The sequence below is a fragment of the Actinoallomurus purpureus genome, from assembly GCF_024055795.1.
GTDB classification, from domain to species: Bacteria; Actinomycetota; Actinomycetes; order Streptosporangiales; family Streptosporangiaceae; genus Actinoallomurus; species Actinoallomurus purpureus.
Genome location: NZ_JAMXMY010000010.1, coordinates 1 through 17,742, shown reverse-complemented (window position 1 = coordinate 17,742; position 17,742 = coordinate 1). Strand labels below are relative to the sequence as shown.

Genomic DNA, 17,742 nt, shown 5'->3' with positions numbered 1-17,742 from the left:
CCTGATGAAGGAGGGAGGTCGTCATGAGCGATCTGACCGAGGCGGTCCGCGGCCGGCTCGTCGGTACGGGCGCGGCTCCCACTGCCGCGCAGGTGGCGGCGGCGTTGCGAGCCGAGGAGCCCGTGCTCGGCGACACCGAGGTGCTGTCCCTGGCCGACGAGGTCCGGGCCGACCTGGTGGGAGCCGGGCCGCTCGAGCCCCTCCTCCGGGATCCCGGGGTGACCGATGTCCTCGTCAACGGCCCCGGCGAGATCTGGGTCGACACGGACACCGGCCTGCGGCTGACCCGCGTGCGGTTCCCGGACGAATCCGCGGTGCGGCGGCTGGCCCAGCGGCTCGCCGCCGCGGCCGGTCGCCGACTCGACGACACCGCGCCCTACGCCGACGCGCGGCTGCCCGGAGGCGTCCGCCTGCACGCGGTGCTGCCGCCGATCGCGTCCGGGGGCACCGCCCTGTCGCTGCGCCTGCCGCGCCACCGGGCCTTCACGCTCTCCGAACTGGTCGCGGCCGGCACCCTGCCCCCGGAGGGAGCCGACCTGATGGACGCCCTGGTCGCCGCCCGGCTTGCCTTCCTCGTCACCGGGGGTACGGGCACCGGCAAGACGACGGTTTTGTCGGCATTGCTGTCACTGGCCGACCCGGGCGAGCGCATCGTTCTCGTGGAGGACTCCGCGGAGCTGCGACCCGCGCACCCGCACGTCATCGGCCTGGAGACCCGCCCGCCGAACATCGAGGGCGTGGGCGGGGTGACCCTTCACGACCTCGTCCGCCAGGCCCTTCGGATGCGGCCCGACCGCCTCGTCGTCGGCGAGGTCCGCGGCGCGGAGGTCGTCGCCTTGCTCGCCGCGCTCAACACGGGGCACGAGGGCGGCTGCGCCACCCTGCACGCCAACGCACCCGCCGACGTGCCGGCCCGACTGGAGGCCCTCGGGTGCGCGGCCGGGCTGAGCCGGGAGGCCGTCCACAGCCAGCTCGCCGCGGCCCTCGACGTCGTCGTGCACCTCGTCCGCGAGGCGCCCGGCGGGCGGCGCAAGGTCGCGGAGATCTGCGTGTTCCAACGGCGGCCCGACGGCCTGGTGGAGGTGGCCCCGGCCGTGTCCTACGGGGCCGAGGGGGCGATCCGTGAAGGTCCGGGCGCAGCGACGCTGGCCGCACGTCTCGAGGGCCCGACGTCGTGATCGCGCTGTCGGCCGCACGACTCGGGAGTCCGCCGTCGTGATCGCACCGCCTGCCGTACGACTCGGGGGTCCGCCGTCGTGATGCGCTGTCGGCCGTACGACTCCGGGATCCGCCGTCGTAATGACGCTGCCGGTGCGCGCAACTCGGCGTCGAGCGTGACGGTGAAGACGTGGTCCGGCCGCACGATTCGAAAGTCCGGCCTCATGATGGCGCTGCCGGCCGCACGACCGGGGAGTCCGGGTGTCGCGATCGCGCTGCCGGCCGTACGACGCGGGGGTCCGGCGTCGTGATCGCGCTGCTGGCCGTGGTTTGCGTGTTCGCGGGAGTCTGGGCCGCGTCGTTGCCCCCGCCGGCCATGCTCCGGCTGACCTCGATCATGCCGACGCGGTCGGCCGGGGAGGCCGCCGAGCGGGCAACCGCCCACCGCCTCGCCGACCGGCTTCTCCGCGCACGCGACCTGCTCTCCGGCGGGCGACGAGACGTCACGGCGCGCCGGGCGGCGATCGTCGAGCTGTGCGACGGGATCGCGGCCGAGCTGGCCGGCGGCCGGCCGCCCGGCGCCGCGCTGACCGGAGCGGCCGAGGGGCTGTCGGCTCTTCCCCGGATCGCTTCCGTCATGGACGCCGCGCGGTCGGGCGACGACGTCGCCGCGTGCCTCGAACGGGCGGCCACGGCCCCGGGCTGCGAAGGGCTCCGTCTGCTCGCCGGATGCTGGCGCATCGGGATCGACCGGGGCGGCATGCTCGCCTCCGTCATCGAGGGGCTGGCCGAGGCGCTTCGTGACGAGCAGACGCACCGTGAGGAGGTCGCCCTCCAGCTCGCCGGTCCGCGCGCGACGGCGCGGCTGCTCGCCGGGCTGCCCGTTCTCGGCCTGCTCATGGCCGTCGCACTGGGCGCGCGGCCGTTCGCCTTCCTGTTCGGCACGCTCCCGGGCGGGCTGTGCCTCGGGCTCGGCACCGGTCTCGACGTTCTCGGGGTGTGGTGGACCAGGCGACTGGCCACCGCCGCCGAGGAGCTCCGGTGACGCCTCTGAAGTCCGGCCCGGCGCGAGGAGCTCCGGTGACGCCGCTGAGGTTCGTCGAGGAGCGTCGTCGAGCGCATCCGGTCGCCCGGAGGGACCGTCGGTGTTCCTCGAGCTGAGCGCCATCGGCTGCGCGGGACTCGCCGGACTCATCGCCGTCTCGCGCGACGATGCGGGTAAGCGACTCGGCAGGCTGTTGCCCGACGAGCACCGCTCCGCGGTGATCCGCACGCGGTCAGGCGGTTCCGATGGCGGCTCAGGCCTGGCGGGTGGTTCGGGGGTGGCCGAAAGGCGCTCAGGGCCATCGGAGGGCCGGAGAGACGACCGGCTTCGGCCGGTGGCCGGCCTGCTGGCCGGTCTCGTCTGCGCCATGGTGCTCGGCGGCCCGGTGGGCTGGGCGGCCGGCGTTCTGGTGGCGGTCGGGCTCATGCGTTTCCTCGCGCGGCTGGAGCCACGGGCGGCTCGCCTTCGTCGGGCCCGTGTCGTCGCCGAGCTGCCGATCGCCATCGACCTGCTGGCGGCGTGTCTCCGGGGAGGTGGCGCGTGGCACGAGTCGGTCGAGGCCGTGGCCGGTGCTGTCGGCGGGCCGCTCGGTGCCGAGCTGGCGCGTGTGGCGGCCCGTATCCGGCTCGGTGCGGACCCCGCCGCGGAGTGGCTCGCGCTCGCGTACGACCCCGTCCTGGCACCCTTGGGCCGCGCAGCGGCCCGTGCCGCGTCCGGTGGGGCACCGCTTGCCGCCACCCTCGCTCGTCTGGCCAGAGATCAGCGACGAGTGGCCCGGGTCGCCGCGTCCACGCGAGCGAGGGCCGCCGGCGTACGAGCCGTCGCGCCGCTCGGGCTGTGCTTCCTACCGGCGTTCGTCCTGCTGGGCATCGTCCCGGCGGTCGCCGGTATCGCCGCCACCGTGCTCCTGCCCTGACCGCAGCCGCGTTCTGATGCGTTTCGCCCCCAATGGACGGGCTACGGAGGAAGATCTTTGCGGCAGGCGCCCGATACCGTGCGCTCCATGGTCGAGAACGACAGAGCCCAGGTGGTGGGGCAGAGCGATGTGGCGATCGATGCTTTCCCGGCCGATCGGCCGGATGGTTCCGGCAGAGTGACCCTGCGCCCGCTCGCCGGCCGTGATCAGAGTGAGTTCCTTGATCTGGTGAGCGCCAGCAAGGACCTGCACCGCCCGTGGATGTCCCTGCCTTCCACTCCGCAGGACTTCCAGGCCTACCTCAGCCGGTACGAGCAGCCCAATGAGGAGTCGTTGCTGATCTGTGTGCGGAGCACCGGAGCCGTCGCCGGCATGGTCAACATCAACAGCATCATCCGCGGGCGTTTCCAATCCGGCTCCCTCGCCTACGCGGCTTTCGCCCCCACCGCCGGTCAGGGCTATCTGACCGAAGGACTCGAACTGGTGGTGCGCCATGCCTTCGAGCAGTTGCGGCTCCACCGGCTCGAAGCCCAGATCCAGCCCGGCAACGATGCGTCCATCCGGCTGGTGCGACGAGTCGGCTTTCGCCACGAGGGCTGCTCACCCGAACTCCTGTTCATCGACGGTGCCTGGCGGGATCACGAACGGTGGGCCATCACCAACACCATGATCGACATAGCCCCCACCGATCCCCATCCCACCCTGCCCGAACGCTGAGCCCGATCAGCCGGTGGCGCCGGAATCCTGCGGCCGGTGCGCAGAACAGTGCCGTCGGGGCGGACGATGGCGGCTTTCGTGGGTCCCCGGTGCAGCCAGCCGCTTGGTTTTCCACAGAATGGCGTTCGGGCATGGTCGGTGCCGGCGGCTTGGACAACCCTGATTAGAGGACGTGCTCGCGTCCGTCATCCGATCAGGAGGTTCACATGCACATCGTTTCCGCTCTGAAATGCCGGTGGCGGGACCGCAGGGGTGACGAGGGCATGTCCACCGCCGAATACGCCGTGGGCACCGTGGCGGCCGCCGCGTTCGCCGGTCTGTTGTTCAAGATCGTGACGAGTCCCGAGGTCCGGCGAATGCTTTTAATGATCATTCATCGGGCGCTCAACCTCGTCGGTTGACGGACCGCCGAGCGAAGCGGCGACCAGTGAGGCGCCCGGCTCGGGCGTCTCGCCGATGTATTCCGCGCCTGATGCGGCCGCGGGCGGTGACCGGCACGTCGAGTCCGTGCCGGGCGTCCCTCATCGCCCCGGCAGGGTGCGCGACCGCTTCGGCGGGGTGTGAGGTCGCTCCGGCAGGGTGCGTGACCGGCCGGGCAGGGTGCGCGGTCGCTTCGGCGGGGTGCGTGACCGCTCTGGCGGGGTGCGTGACCGCTTCGGCGGGGCGGGCGGTCGCTCCGGCAAGGCGCCTGTCAGGACCACCCGACGACGTGCGGCCGGGCGGCGATCGAGGGTCGGTGACCGTGGAGACAGCGGTCGCCTTTCCCGCGCTCGTTCTGCTGTTCGCGACCGCGATCTGGGGCGTGAGCGCCGCAGCGGCTCAGGTCGCCTGTGTGGACGCCGCGCGAGCAGGCGCCCGCGCCGCCGCCAGAGGCGAGCCTCTGGCAGCGGTCCGCGCCGCCGCGCGTCGCGCGGCCCCTCCGGGCGCGAGCGTCTGGATCCGCCGCGACCCGCGGTTCACCCGTGTGGTCGTACGAGCCACGGTCAGCTCTCCGATACGAAGCCTGTTCCCGCCGCTGCGGCTGCGGGACCAAGCCGTCGCCGCCACCGAGCCGGAGGGGAATGCCCAGACGCTGCCGGCTCGCCGTTGACCGACCCATGAGGGCACCGCCTCCGCGCATTGACAAAAAGGCGGAGCGGGCCTCTACGCGCACTGGCAAGAGGCGGAGCGAGCCCCTGCGTGTACTGGCAAAGAGGCGGAGCGAAGAGGAGACCGAGAGGTGACGGTAAGGGGTCGGCGGCCGGGGACGACGAGCACAGCTGTCCGGGCCGTTCCTGGCGGAGCGCGGGTTCCTTCCCGGTCTGAGGGCCGGGGCATCCTTCGGAGGACTAGGTGAAAACCCGCTTCGGCGATCGGGGGTCGGGCACCGTGTGGGTCGTCGCGTTGATCGGCGCCGTCTGGACGGTGGCCGTCATGGCGATGGGGGTGGGTGCGGCGCGCGTCGCACGGCATCGGGCGCACGCCGCCGCCGATCTCGCGGCCCTCGCCGCGGCGGCGCACGTGGCCGAAGGGTCGGGGCGCGCGTGCCGGCTGGCCGCACGGGTCGCCCGCGACTCCGACGCACGGGTCCGCCGGTGCGCGTTCCACGGCCGGATCGCGGATGTCATCGTCACATCCCGCGCCGGCGCTCTGCCGCGATTCGGCACGTTGACCGCCACCGCCCGGGCACGTGCCGGGCCAGTGGATGACGACCCGGTGCCCTTCCCCGCTTTCCCGGCGCCGGGCGTCACCCGCGGGCCTTCCGCTCGTTGAACCCGGCGCACGGATCCGCACTTCCGTCCCACCCAGAGTGGGGCATTGGTATGGATCTGTGACTCTATTGGAGATAGTGTCCGATAAGCTGCTTCGAACAATTACCATCATCGGCCCCAGAAAGCCCTACAGTCACTCGGAACGGCCGAGAGGCGTTTCCTCGCCCGGTCGTTTGCGATCAAGGGTTCAGCGTCGCCGCCGGTACTCACCGGCCGGTGCGACGAAGAGTTATCGACGAAGGGACGGCGTCGTGAGGAAGGTCGGCAAGGCCGCCGCAGTCGCCCTGATGGCTCCGCTGACCGCAGCCGCCATCGCCGTCGGCACGAGCGGCTCCGCGAACGCCGAGAGCACCTGCTGGCCGTTCGCGCACGCGACCATCACGCCTCCCTCCGGATCGATCACAGCGGGTTCCACCGTCCACGTGAGCGCGACGGTCAGCGGCATGCTGGCCAAGGCACACCTCCAGGTCTCCGGGCCGGGCCTCAGCCGGCAGGTGGGGGCGAGCGTCTCCGACGGCGTGATCTCGGGTGACGTCGCGGTCTCCCAGTCCGGATACTTCACGCTGGCCGTGGTCGGCAACCTCACCACCTGTACGTACGACACGAGCGGGTTCTCGGTCAACGCGCGGTCGACGTCGCCGAAGCCGAAACCGACGCACCACAAGACGCCCAGCAAGACTCCCAAGTCGGGCGGGGACACGACCGTTCCGGGGTCGGCTCCACCCCTGCCGGGTAGCACCGGCACCGGCGGCGTCCCGGGCGCGCAGTCGCTGAACAACAACTCGCCGTTCAGCCTGCCGTCGTTGGCGCCGGGCGGCTCCGGCGTCGGATTCCAGTACCCCACTCCGGATCCGCAGATCGCCGCGCCGGCCGCCAAGCAGGTGCGGGCGGACGACGTCTCCGCGACCACTCCGATCAAGTGGGGCCAGAGCATCGCGGCCGCGCTGGTGCTCCTGCTGCTGTCGGGGCATTTCGGCATGTGGTCCCGCCGGCAGCGGCTCGCGGCGGAGGCCCGCACCGGTCGGACCGGAGCCGGCTCCCGTGGCCCGGCCGGGGGAAGGCCCGCAGGCGGCGCGACGACGACCGCCGGGCGGCGCCGTAGAAGGGCCCCGGTCACGGAGTCCGCCACCGCGGTGACCGGCGTGTCCGGTGCCGCAGAGAGCGCCACGGCTGCCGGGGCGGACGGCTCCGGCGCCGCCGGTGCCGCGGCTGCGGGGACGAGCGCTATCGGCGCCGCCGAGGACGGCATCGCCGCCGAGCCCGGTGATTCGGGCGTTGGTGCTCCGGCGGCGGAGTCCGAGACGGGCCCGCGCCGGATCGCGGACGGCACCGTGGTCTCGGCGGACGGCGGGAAGGCAGGAGAGACCTCTGCCGCCGGAGCCGCGACTGAGAAGTCCTCGTCCGCCGCTGCGGACACGGAGGCCTCTCCCGCCCGCCGTGGCTACCGCGGGCGCCGTCGGCGGGGCTGACGGGCTCGATCCAGGCGAGCATCACGCCTACGCCCACGACCTGCTTCTTCACGACGCGGACGACTACGTTCACGACGCGGACGACCTGCTGGACGCCTTCGCGCGACCGTCTGCCGGCCGGCCCATTCCGTGTCCCGGCCGTGCGGAGAGCGGCGGTCGAGGCCGGAGCGGTGCTGAGTCGGCCCTGCCGGCGGGTCCGCGTCGAGCCAGGCGATCATCCGATGGGGATCACCGGGCGGGGCGGTCAGTCGGCGCGATCGAAGAACGAGGAGACCGGGTCGGGCGCCGGCCGACCGGCGACGGGGACATCGTTCGCCGTCATCGGGGTGGCCGTGGTGCTGCGGGCGCGGGCCAGCTCGCGCTGCAGACGCTGCTTCTCCATCTCCAGCGTGTTGATCGACTCGTGGTGCTCCTCCCGCAGGTCGCGGAGCTCGCGGCGTGTTCGCAGAGCGCGGCTCATCGTCAGGGCGGACAGCGCCAGACCGAGCAGGAAGACGAACGCCACGAGGACGCCCGCGGCGAAGACCTGTCCTTCGGTCTGGACACCGGGCAGATGCTGGCCGAAGACGTCGATCGAGGCGGGCGACGAATTCTCGGCGATGATGCCGATGCCCACCCCCACGGCTACGGCGGCCAGCACGATTCCCAGGATGACCATCGAAACGTCTCCTCTCCCATGGCATTGGAGCGCGAGCCACGACTTCCGCCGATCGCCGCCTGTTATATATCGAATTGGCCAAGTTAGCGGGAAGTCGCCGGGTTTCAACAGGCCCGCACGCATCACGGGCTGCCGGGAGCCGAGCCGATCGACTCCCGAACGGGTCCGTGTGGCGTGCGGATGGCTCGGGTGATCGCTGCCGGACGGACGTGAGGCTCGCCGCGAAAAGGGCGGAACCGGCCATCACTCGGCGGCTTCCCCGAGCGTTTCGTACGCCGCCGGGTCGTGTGGCCGACCGGGGGACCCCTCGGGTGGCGGCCTCAGCGTGGGGGTGCCTGCTTCAACAGGGCGTCGAGCAGGTCGAGCGCCCCCTGCTTGTCGAGTGGATCGTTCCCGTTGCCGCACTTCGGTGACTGGATGCAGGAGGGGCAGCCGTGTTCGCACTCGCAGTCGGCGATGGCCTCGCGGGTGGAGCGTAGCCAGCGCCCGGCCTGTTCGTAGCCGCGCTCGGCGAAGCCCGCTCCGCCGTCGTGGCCGTCGTACACGAAGACCGTCATCCGGCCGGTGTCCGGGTGGAGTGCGGTGGAGACGCCGCCGATGTCCCAGCGGTCGCAGGTCGCGAACAGCGGCAGCAGGCCGATGGAGGCGTGTTCGGCGGCGTGCGCGGAGCCGCCGACGTCGGCGTCGCCTAGGACGCGGAGGGCCTCGTCGGGCAGTGTCCACCAGACCGCGCGGGTGCGAAGCGTGCGGGGCGGGAGCTCGAGCGGGCGCTCGCCGAGGACCTCGCCGCTCGCGAGGCGGCGCATCTGGTACGAGACGACCTGCTGGGTGACCTCGACGGTGCCGAAGCACAGGGTCGCCTCGCCCCAGGACGTCGATCGGAGGGTCTCCAGGATGGAGATGTCGGTGACGTCGCGTGCGGTCGTGGTGTAGTCGGGGTCGGCGGCCTCGACCAGCGCCACCGAGTCGTCCAGGTCGAGGGTCTGGACGACGTACGACTCGCCCTGGTGGAGGTAGACGGCGCCCTGGTGGACGGTGGTGTGGGCGGACGGCTCGTCGACGGTGCCGAGCAGGCGTCCGGTGGCGGCCTCGACGACCTGGACGGGGGGCCCGCCGGCGCCGCGGATGTCGGCGAGGTCGGTGGCGCGCTCACGCTTCGTCCAGTACCAGCCGGTGGGCCGGTGCCGGAGCATTCCCCGGCGTACGAGATCGGGCAGGAGCTCCTTGGTCGACGGTCCGAACAGCGGCAGGTCCTTCTCGGTGAGCGGGAGCTCGGAGGCCGCGGCGCACAGGTGCGGGGCGAGGACGTACGGGTTGTCCGGGTCGAGGACGGTCGCCTCGACGGGCGTCCCGAAGATCGCTGACGGGTGGTGCACGAGGTAGGTGTCGAGGGGGTCGTCGCGGGCGATGAGGACGGCGAGGGCGTCCTGCCCGGAGCGGCCCGCGCGGCCGGCCTGCTGCCACAGGGACGCGCGCGTGCCGGGCCAGCCGCAGATGATCACCGAGTCGAGGCCGGAGACGTCGACGCCGAGCTCGAGCGCGTTGGTGGAGGCGAGCCCGATCAGGTTCCGGGACCGCAGTGCCTTCTCCAGGGCGCGCCGCTCCTCGGGCAGGTATCCGGCGCGGTAGGCGGCGACGCGGGCGGGCAGCTCCGGCGCGACCTCGGCGAGGGCCCGTTTGGCGCCGAGTGCGACCGACTCCGCGCCGCGTCGCGAGCGTACGAACGCCAGGGTCTGCACGTCCTCGACGACGAGGTCGGCGAGCAGGTCGGCGGCCTCGGCGGTGGCCGTGCGGCGTACGGGGGCGCCGTGCTCGCCGCGCAGCTCGGTCAGGGGCGGCTCCCACAGCGCGAAGGACGTCGCGCCGCGCGGTGAGGTGTCCTCGGACACCTCCGCCACGTCGACGCCGGTGAGCCGGGACGCCGAAACGCCGGGTTCGGAGGCGGTGGCCGACGCGAGGACGAACACCGGCTCGGCGCCGTACCGGGCGCAGACGCGCCGCAGGCGGCGGAGCACGTGGGCGACGTGGGAGCCGAACACACCGCGGTAGCCGTGGGCCTCGTCGACGATGACGTAGCGGAGCCGTCGCAGGTACGGCGCCCAGCGCGCGTGGCCGGGCAGCACCGTGCGGTGCAGCATGTCGGGGTTGGTGAGGATGTAGTCGGCGTACTGGCGGACCCAGGTGCGCTCGTCGGCCGGGGTGTCGCCGTCGAACGTCGCGGCGCGCAGCCGGGCGAGTTTGAGGCCGCGCAGCGAGCGGAGCTGGTCGGCGGCCAGGGCCTTGGTCGGCGCGAGGTAGAGCACCGAGCCGCCGTCGAACACGGCGTGGAGGGCGGGCATGAGGTAGGCCAGGGACTTGCCCGAGGCGGTGCCCGTGGCGATGATCACAGACCTGCCCGCGTGTGCGAGCTCGGCCGCCTTTGCCTGGTGCTCCCAGGGCCGGTCGATGCCGGCCAGGCGTAGCCGGTCGACCAGGAGGGACGGCGCCCAGTCGGGCCAGTCGGCGGTGCGGCCGTCGCCTGCGGGAACGTCCTGGACGTGGGTGATACGGCCGCGGCGGCGGGGATCGTCGAGCAGGCGGCGCAGGATGAGGGGGGCGCGTCCGCTCGGGCCACCGGCCGGCGGGGCGCCGTCGTCGCAGGGGAAGCCGGAGTCGGTTTCTATGGCCTGCGTCACCCCTTCGATGGAAAGCGGTTCGCCATGCGGAGGTTTCCAGTCTGGCATCCTGGGCAGAACGGTTTGACCGTCATCCGTGCTACCCCCTGCTCGCACGAGGCGCAGCACGCTGGGCAGGGTCGCCCTGTGTGGTGATTTCGTGTAGACACGATGGCGGAGCGTGGTTGAATCACGGCGGGGTGCCATGGCCCCGACTTCCATACGCGGCACGGCGCAGGAGGATCTGTGGACCTGAAGGTGAACGACTACACCACCGACGATGACCTCACCGTCATCAACGTGGAGGGAGAGATCGATGTCTACACCGCGCCGAAACTCCGCGAGAAGCTCATCGACCTTGTGAACAAGGGCAAGTACCACCTCCTGGTCGACATGGAGAAGGTCGAGTTCCTCGACTCCACCGGCCTCGGGGTGCTGGTCGGCGGGCTCAAGCGGGTACGGGCGCACGACGGCTCGCTGGAGCTCGTCTGCACGCAGGAGCGCATCCTGAAGATTTTCCGGATCACCGGCCTGACCAAGGTCTTCGGCATCTTCGACTCGGTCGACGACGCGCGAGAGCACCGCAAGAAGCAGAAGTAGGGCCGGGATGGCGCCCGAGACAGCCACCGTCGAGCTCACGTTCAGCCCCTTGCCGGCTCACGTCCGTACCGCTCGGCTGATCGCGACTGCCGTCGCCCGGCGTGGCGGGGTGGAAGAGACGTTGCTCGACGAGGTGCGGTTGGCGGTCGGTGAGGCCTGCTCCCGCGCGGTGGAGGCCCATCGGCAGCAGTGCCCGGAGGAGCCCGTCCGGGTGGAGCTGCGGGACGGCGCGGAGCGGTTCGAGGTGGTGGTGACCGACTGTGTGCCCGACGACGATCCGACAGGCGGCGGGGGCACGGAGCCGGTCGACCTCGCGGAGCTGAACGGCGAGCTCAATCTGGGGTTCGCCGTCATCGCGGGGCTGGCCGACGACGTGGACATCGCGTCGACGCCGGCCGGTGTCGAGATCACGATGAGCTGGCCGGTCAAGAAGGACTGACGGGCACGGAGCTCCCCGCCCCCGGGGTCGCGCGAGGCGCGACCCCGGGGGCCTCTGCTTTATACGGACACTACACTTTTCCCAGTTTTCGCAGTCCTAATCATGTGCGCCGCTTATGGACTGATTTTTGATCAAGATGTGGATCGCCGCATAAGTCGCGATTGACCAGCGCAGACGCATCCCGCTAGCGCCGTAGGATTAATTTCAGGTGCAGCGAGTGTCACATCTCGGTCGCATTACCGTTAAGCAACCGAGCAGGCTTCTAATTCCGGCTACGCCTGCGTAGACTCCCGGCACCATTGCCCCGCCCGACGCGTGGCGGTGGCCGGTCACCCCTCGGGCGACCGGATCGAACGCGGCTGTCGAGGAGGATGCATGTCTGGGCTTTCCCTGCCCGCCCAGGCCGGCGCGGAGGTGAGTCTCGGCGGCAGCGACCTGAGTCTGGTGGTCGTTGTCGGCGTGATCGCCCTGTTGGCGCTGGCCGTCGCAGGTGTCCTGGTGCGCGAGGTACTCGCCGCCGACCAGGGCACCGAGAAGATGCAGGACATCGCGCGGGCGGTGCAAGAGGGCGCGTCGGCGTACCTCAAGCGCCAGTTCCGTACGGTGGGCATCTTCGTGGTCCTCATCCCATTCCTGTTGCTCCTGCTTCCGGCGGAGTCGACCGGGGTGAAGATCGGCAGATCGGTATTCTTCGTCATCGGCGCGCTGTTCTCCGGCATCACCGGATTCACCGGCATGTGGCTTGCCGTGCGCGGCAATGTCCGGGTCGCGGCGGCGGCGCGCGAAAGCGGCGAGAAGATCGCGATGCGCATCGCCTTCCGCACCGGCGGCGTCGCCGGAATGTTCACCGTCGGCCTCGGCCTGCTGGGTGCCGCCGTCGTCGTGTTCGCCTACAAGGGCAAGGCCCCGGGCGTGCTCGAGGGCTTCGGATTCGGCGCGGCGCTGCTGGCGATGTTCATGCGGGTCGGCGGCGGCATCTTCACCAAGGCGGCCGACGTCGGCGCGGACCTCGTCGGCAAGGTCGAGCAGGGCATCCCCGAGGATGACCCCCGCAACGCCGCCACGATCGCCGACAACGTGGGCGACAACGTCGGCGACTGCGCCGGCATGGCCGCCGACCTGTTCGAGTCGTACGCCGTCACGCTCGTCGCGGCCCTCATCCTGGGCCGGGTCGCGTTCGGTACGGAGGGCCTGGTCTTCCCGCTGATCGTGCCGATGCTCGGCGTGGTCACCGCGGTGATCGGTATCTTCGCGGTCGCCCCGCGGGCCAAGGACCGCTCGGGCATGAGCGCGATCAACCGGGGCTTCTTCATCTCCGCGATCGTCTCCGCGGTCGCCGTGGCCGTGGCCACGTTCCTGTACCTCCCCGACTCGTTCGCCAAGCTCCACGGCGCGAACGCCTCGATCAGCGGCGACGCGAACCTCGCCGACGTCGACCCGCGCTGGGTCGCCCTCGGCGCCGTACTCGTCGGCATCGTGCTGGCCAGCGCCATCCAGTTGCTCACCGGGTACTTCACCGAGACGAACCGCCGGCCGGTCAAGGACGTCACCGAGAGCGCCCGTACGGGCCCGGCGACCGTCATCCTGTCGGGCATCTCGCTCGGCCTGGAGTCGGCCGTCTACACCGCGCTGATCATCGGCGCGGCCGTGTACGGCGCGTTCCTGCTCGGCTTCAACAACACGACCGTCGCGCTGTTCGCGGTGGCGCTGGCCGGCACGGGCCTGCTGACGACGGTCGGCGTGATCGTCTCGATGGACACGTTCGGCCCGGTCTCCGACAACGCCCAGGGCATCGCGGAGATGTCCGGCGACGTCGAGGGCGAGGCGGCGAGCGTGCTGGAGCGCCTCGACGCGGTCGGCAACACCACGAAGGCGATCACCAAGGGCATCGCCATCGCCACCGCCGTGCTGGCCGCGACCGCGCTGTTCGGCTCGTTCCGTACGACGGTCGTGAGCGAGCTGAGCGGGGCGAGCGACAGTGTGAAGAAGGCGCTGGGCCCGACGTTCCAGACGTTCAACCTCGGCGTCGACAACCCGAACGTGTTGATCGGGTTGCTCATCGGCGCCTCGGTGGTGTTCCTGTTCTCCGGTCTGGCGATCATGGCGGTCGGCCGCGCGGCAGGACGGGTCGTGGTCGAGGTGCGCGAGCAGTTCCGCACCAAGCCGGGGATCATGGACTTTACCGAGAAGCCCGACTACGACCGCGTGGTCAGCATCTGCACCGCCGACGCGCAGCGGGAGCTCGCCACGCCCGGCCTGCTGGCGATCATGACGCCGATCGCGGTCGGGTTCGCGCTCGGGTACGCGCCGCTCGGCGCGTTCCTCGCGGGAGCGATCGCCTGCGGCGCGCTCATGGCGGTGTTCCTGGCCAACTCCGGTGGCGCCTGGGACAACGCCAAGAAACTCGTCGAAGAGGGCTACCTCGGCGGCAAGGGCTCTCAGGCCCACGAGGCGACGATCATCGGGGACACGGTCGGCGACCCGTTCAAGGACACCGCGGGCCCGGCGATCAACCCGCTGATCAAGGTGATGAACCTCGTCTCGCTGCTGATCGCCCAGGCTGTCGTCACGTACGCCGCGAACACCGCCCTGCGGGTCGGCGTCACCGTGGTCGCGGTCGGCATCATCGTCGGCGCGATCGTCATCTCCAAGCGGCGGGCCTCCTCCATCGGCGGGGAGAGCGAGCCGGCCGTCGAGAGCGGCGAGAAGACGCCGGGCGGTGCCGACGCCACGGACGAGGAGAGCGAGCCGGCCAAGGCGTCATGATCTCAGCCACCCTGTGAAGAAGGGCAGAGGGGGCCGGACGGATCACCGTCCGGCCCTCTCCGCACGTACGGGGGGGTGGTCGGGGCACGGCGGAGAGGCGGCAGACTGGTGGCATGCAGAAGTCCCAGCCGTCCGGCGCGAAGGGATTCGCGCTCCTCGTCGGCATCATGGTCGCGATCGTCCTGGTGATCATGGTGATCGCCGTGATCTTCTCGCCGCACCACTGATGCCCACGTTGATCGTGCTCCGGCACGCCAAGGCCGACCACCCCCTGGGCGTGCCCGACGTCGAGCGCCCGCTCGCCGCACGCGGCCGGCGCGACGCGCAGGTGGTCGGCGACGAGCTCCGCGCGGCCGACCGCGTGCCCGACCGGGTGATCTGCTCGCCCGCCCTGCGCACCCGGCAGACCCTCGATGGGCTCCGGATCGACGCCCCCGTCGACTTCGAGGACCGGGTGTACGACAACGACCCCGGAGCCATCCTCGACCTGCTGCGCGGCCAGGCCGACGACGTGAAGACGCTCCTGCTGGTCGGCCACAACCCGTCGATGCAGCGGCTGGTGTTCGACCTCACCGGGGGGCCGGGCGAGGGTTTCCCCACCTCGGCGACGGCCGTGATCGAGTTTGACGGTGACTGGTCCGACCTGTGGCCGGGAGCCGGCCGCCTCGCCGCGTACTGGACTCCTCGCGGTCGTTGACAGGAGCGAGGCTCGTTCTTTCGGAAACGAGGGAAAGCAGGCTGGCGTCACCCCGGCTCCGGCCATGACCGCCTGACGATGCCGGGGCCGCGCGGGCCCCGGCATCGTGCTGTAGTAGAGCCGGAGGTTTTCGGACAGAGGGGACACAGTTGCGGTCGTCGCTGGCCTGGCTGCGAGAGACGTACGCGGAGTCCGAGGGACGCGCGTCGCCGGTGTACGGCGTCGTGGCGTCCATCGGCATGGGCGTCCCGCTGACCATCGGTACGGTGACCGGTCATCCGGCCGAGGGCGGGGTGGCGGCCCTCGGCGCGTTCTTCGTCGCCAACACGACGCCTCAGGGCCCGTACGGCGCCCGGGCCCGGGCGCTGCTCGTGGCGGTGGCGGTCGTCACGGGCTTCACGATGCTGGGCGGCCTGGCGTCCGGCCACGGCTGGCTGGCCGTGGCGGTCGTGCCGGTCGTGGCGGCGCTGGCGGCGTCGGTGCCCTGGATGGGCGTGACCGCGACACTGTGCACGGTGGTCGCCACGGTCCGCCCGCCTGGCAGCCCCGTGCTGTTGAACGGCTTCATGGAGATGCTGGGCGGGCTGTTCGTCTCCCTGCTGATGGTGGTGCCGCTGGTGACCCACCGCCTCCAGCCGCTGCGCACGGCGCTGGCGGAGGCGGGCCGGCCGGTGGCCGCGGCTCTCGACGTGCTGGCCGCGCCGGAGCCGGACGGTGAAGAGTGGACGCGGAAGCGGCGGCAGGCGTACGAGGCGCTCAGGAAGGCCCGCGCGACCTACGGGCTGTACCTGTCGGGCGGGCGGGACGACGAGCAGCGCCCGAAGCGCCTGATCGACGCGTTCGCGCGATTGATGGACGAGGCGGTGGCGCTCCGCGCCCTGCTCGACGCGGCGCGGACCGCGTCTCCCCCCGAAGAATGGCAGCGCGAGCGGCGCGTCGCCGTGGCCGCCCTGGCCGCCCGGATCCGGCTGGTCGCCGAGGCGATCGAGACTGGCGGGGGCACACCGCTCGGCGACGATGAGCCGGTCGCCCTCGACCGGTTCGTCCGGGTGAGCGAGGAGGTGCGCCAGGACTGGCTCGCCGGGCAGAGCGACCTGGTCGCCACGGCGCTGATCGTGCAGATCCGGCGGTCGGTGTCGCGCATGGCGGCGACCGTCGACGGCGCACGGCAGGTCACCGCCCGTGGCCTGAAGATCGGCTTCGACACGCCGCACCTGCCAGAGCGGCCGCAGGGCGGCTGGGAGCGGTTCACGGAGGCGCTCCGCACGCGGTCGCCCGGCGTCCGGTACGCGGCGCGGATGGGCGTGTGCATCGCGATCACGATGGCGCTCGTCACCGGGCTGAGGCTGCCGCACGGCCACTGGCTGACCATCTCCGCCGTCGTCTGCCTGCGCGACTCGTACGGCGACACGGTCACGCGGGTCGTCAAGCGGATCGGCGGCACGGCGATCGGAGCGATCGCGGCGGCGCTGATCCTGGCGCTCGTGCCGCAGCAGACCACGCTGATCGTCCTGATCTTCGTCGGGGCGGCGCTGGGCTTCACCGTGCGGCCCGTGAACCACGCTCACTGGATGGCCTTCGCCACCCCGATGATGATGCTGCTGGTCGACTACTCGAAGCCGATGAGCTGGTCCGCCGCCGGGTGGCGGATCGGGCTCACCATCGCGGGCGGGGCGTTCGCCCTGGTCTCCGCCCGCGTGTTGTGGCCCGCGGGCACGATCTCTCTCGTGCCGGGCCGGCTGGCCCGGCTGCTCCGCTCCCATGCCCAGCTGGCGCGGGCCGTCGCGGCGCGCTTCGATGGCGACAAAGAGGCCTCCGTCCGCCGCCGGATGGAGGACGCCACGTCGGCGGCGACGGACGTCGAGGAGTCCGCCCTCAGCCTCGGCCGAGAACCCGCGCCGCCGGAGGATCTCATCCGGCGGCTGCGCGAGGTCGGCGCACTGGCGCGGCGGGTGCGGGACGACGTCAAGGCCCTCGGCGCGCTCCATGAGGAGGACCCCTCGGACGCCGGCCCCCTGCCCGCCATCCTGGAACGGGTCGCCGAGCACCTGGACGAGGGCGCGGACGCCCTGCTGTGCGACGAGAACACGGCCGCCGAGCTGCGGCTGAGCGATCTGCTGGAGGAGTTCGACCATCACCTGTCCGAGCTCACGCGCCGTCGCCGTGCCGAGCTGGACAGCGGCGTCGGCACGGACGCCGTCACGACGCTGCGACGCTCGCTGGTTCAGGTCGCGGCCGCCCGGCACGCGCTGCGCGGCCTCGCCTCCGACGCCGAACGCCTCCGGAGGACCGTCCAGCCCGAGAACCCGGGCTGAGGCCTGTCCGGCCAATGGTCACCGGCGGCTCGCCGGTTTTCGGTACGGATGTGACTGGTGGGAACGATGCTCATTCGGGCTGCGTCTAAAAGGGGACGGTTCGGAACAAGCCGCCTCTTCAAGGAGTCGGCGTTCACCGACGTCCTCCCCGCTCATCTGCGTTGACAAGAGGTGAAAGCATTGGGTCTCCGCATGAGGGCCGTCGCGGCCCTGGCTGCCGCCGGCATCGCCGCCGGTGCCCTGGTCTCCACGGCGACAGGCGCGAGCGCCGCCAGTAACCCCTGCGGCGCCGGCTACACGCTACGCCACAAGGTAGACATCAAGAAGCCCTTGTACGGCAAGGAAGGCTACAAGCCTCGGACCGTCGGGCAGGTGTGGTGGTACCAGAAGGACCCCCGGCATTCGGCCCCGCGGGTGTGCGCCATCACCAAGCCGCTGGACACGCTCGTCGGCAAGACCACCTGGCTCGACGTCTACCTCATCGGCAAGGACAGTTCTGACCGTGACAGCGGCAACTTCAAGTACTACGCCGGCCCGGTCTACGTGGCGCGGACCGG

The 17,742-nt window shown here is 71.7% G+C and carries 16 protein-coding genes; 14 read left to right on the top strand and 2 right to left on the bottom strand.

Annotated elements, in window-relative coordinates; genetic code table 11:
- The first annotated feature begins 23 nt into the window (after positions 1 to 23).
- The 8 genes from NE236_RS19280 to NE236_RS19245 all read left to right on the top strand — a co-directional run bounded on the left by NE236_RS19280 (position 24) and on the right by NE236_RS19245 (position 7,056).
- Positions 24 to 1,178 (top strand): TadA family conjugal transfer-associated ATPase, encoded by a 1,155-nt coding sequence (locus NE236_RS19280; RefSeq protein WP_252843415.1) that lies wholly within the window; start codon positions 24 to 26, stop codon positions 1,176 to 1,178.
- A gap of 287 nt (positions 1,179 to 1,465) precedes the next feature.
- A complete protein-coding gene (locus tag NE236_RS19275) occupies positions 1,466 to 2,203 on the top strand; it encodes a type II secretion system F family protein (RefSeq protein ID WP_252843414.1) in 738 nt (245 codons plus the stop codon).
- A gap of 100 nt (positions 2,204 to 2,303) precedes the next feature.
- Positions 2,304 to 3,119: a type II secretion system F family protein gene (locus NE236_RS19270; RefSeq protein ID WP_252843413.1), complete on the top strand. Its 816-nt coding sequence runs from the start codon at positions 2,304 to 2,306 to the stop codon at positions 3,117 to 3,119.
- An 87-nt stretch (positions 3,120 to 3,206) separates the two neighbouring features.
- Entirely contained in the window at positions 3,207 to 3,836 is a 630-nt protein-coding gene (locus NE236_RS19265; RefSeq protein ID WP_252843412.1) for a GNAT family N-acetyltransferase, read from the top strand.
- A gap of 206 nt (positions 3,837 to 4,042) precedes the next feature.
- On the top strand, positions 4,043 to 4,237 hold the full coding sequence (locus tag NE236_RS19260) for a DUF4244 domain-containing protein (protein WP_252843411.1): 195 nt from the start codon (positions 4,043 to 4,045) through the stop codon (positions 4,235 to 4,237).
- A gap of 335 nt (positions 4,238 to 4,572) precedes the next feature.
- Positions 4,573 to 4,926: a TadE family type IV pilus minor pilin gene (locus NE236_RS19255; RefSeq protein ID WP_252843410.1), complete on the top strand. Its 354-nt coding sequence runs from the start codon at positions 4,573 to 4,575 to the stop codon at positions 4,924 to 4,926.
- Positions 4,927 to 5,168: 242 nt separating this feature from the next.
- Positions 5,169 to 5,588 carry an Rv3654c family TadE-like protein gene (locus tag NE236_RS19250; protein WP_252843409.1) on the top strand — a complete coding sequence of 140 codons (420 nt, stop codon included), beginning with the start codon at positions 5,169 to 5,171 and terminating at the stop codon, positions 5,586 to 5,588.
- Between the two features lie 250 nt (positions 5,589 to 5,838).
- Positions 5,839 to 7,056 (top strand): hypothetical protein, encoded by a 1,218-nt coding sequence (locus NE236_RS19245; RefSeq protein ID WP_252843408.1) that lies wholly within the window; start codon positions 5,839 to 5,841, stop codon positions 7,054 to 7,056.
- A 244-nt stretch (positions 7,057 to 7,300) separates the two neighbouring features.
- On the opposite strand, the gene NE236_RS19240 is transcribed toward NE236_RS19245, so the two are convergent.
- Complete coding sequence (locus tag NE236_RS19240; RefSeq protein ID WP_252843407.1) at positions 7,301 to 7,714, bottom strand: hypothetical protein; 414 nt, start codon at positions 7,712 to 7,714, stop codon at positions 7,301 to 7,303.
- A gap of 320 nt (positions 7,715 to 8,034) precedes the next feature.
- The gene (gene sftH / locus NE236_RS19235; protein WP_372494397.1) at positions 8,035 to 10,260 is read right to left on the bottom strand and encodes a DEAD/DEAH box helicase; all 2,226 of its coding nucleotides are present in this window, start codon (positions 10,258 to 10,260) and stop codon (positions 8,035 to 8,037) included.
- Positions 10,261 to 10,614: 354 nt separating this feature from the next.
- Here sftH and NE236_RS19230 point away from each other — a divergent pair, with 354 nt between their 5' ends.
- The 6 genes from NE236_RS19230 to NE236_RS19205 all read left to right on the top strand — a co-directional run.
- Positions 10,615 to 10,968, top strand: a complete 354-nt coding sequence (locus NE236_RS19230; protein WP_252843406.1) for an STAS domain-containing protein — start codon at positions 10,615 to 10,617, stop codon at positions 10,966 to 10,968.
- Between the two features lie 7 nt (positions 10,969 to 10,975).
- A complete protein-coding gene (locus NE236_RS19225) occupies positions 10,976 to 11,407 on the top strand; it encodes an ATP-binding protein (protein WP_252843405.1) in 432 nt (143 codons plus the stop codon).
- A 375-nt stretch (positions 11,408 to 11,782) separates the two neighbouring features.
- Positions 11,783 to 14,173, top strand: coding sequence for a sodium-translocating pyrophosphatase (locus NE236_RS19220; RefSeq protein WP_252843404.1), 2,391 nt, complete (start codon positions 11,783 to 11,785; stop codon positions 14,171 to 14,173).
- Positions 14,174 to 14,399: 226 nt separating this feature from the next.
- Positions 14,400 to 14,870 carry a SixA phosphatase family protein gene (locus NE236_RS19215; RefSeq protein ID WP_252843403.1) on the top strand — a complete coding sequence of 157 codons (471 nt, stop codon included), beginning with the start codon at positions 14,400 to 14,402 and terminating at the stop codon, positions 14,868 to 14,870.
- Between the two features lie 149 nt (positions 14,871 to 15,019).
- On the top strand, positions 15,020 to 17,185 hold the full coding sequence (locus NE236_RS19210) for an FUSC family protein (protein WP_252843402.1): 2,166 nt from the start codon (positions 15,020 to 15,022) through the stop codon (positions 17,183 to 17,185).
- Between the two features lie 192 nt (positions 17,186 to 17,377).
- On the top strand, positions 17,378 to 17,742 hold a 365-nt coding region (locus tag NE236_RS19205), incomplete at its 3' end, for a hypothetical protein (protein ID WP_252843401.1).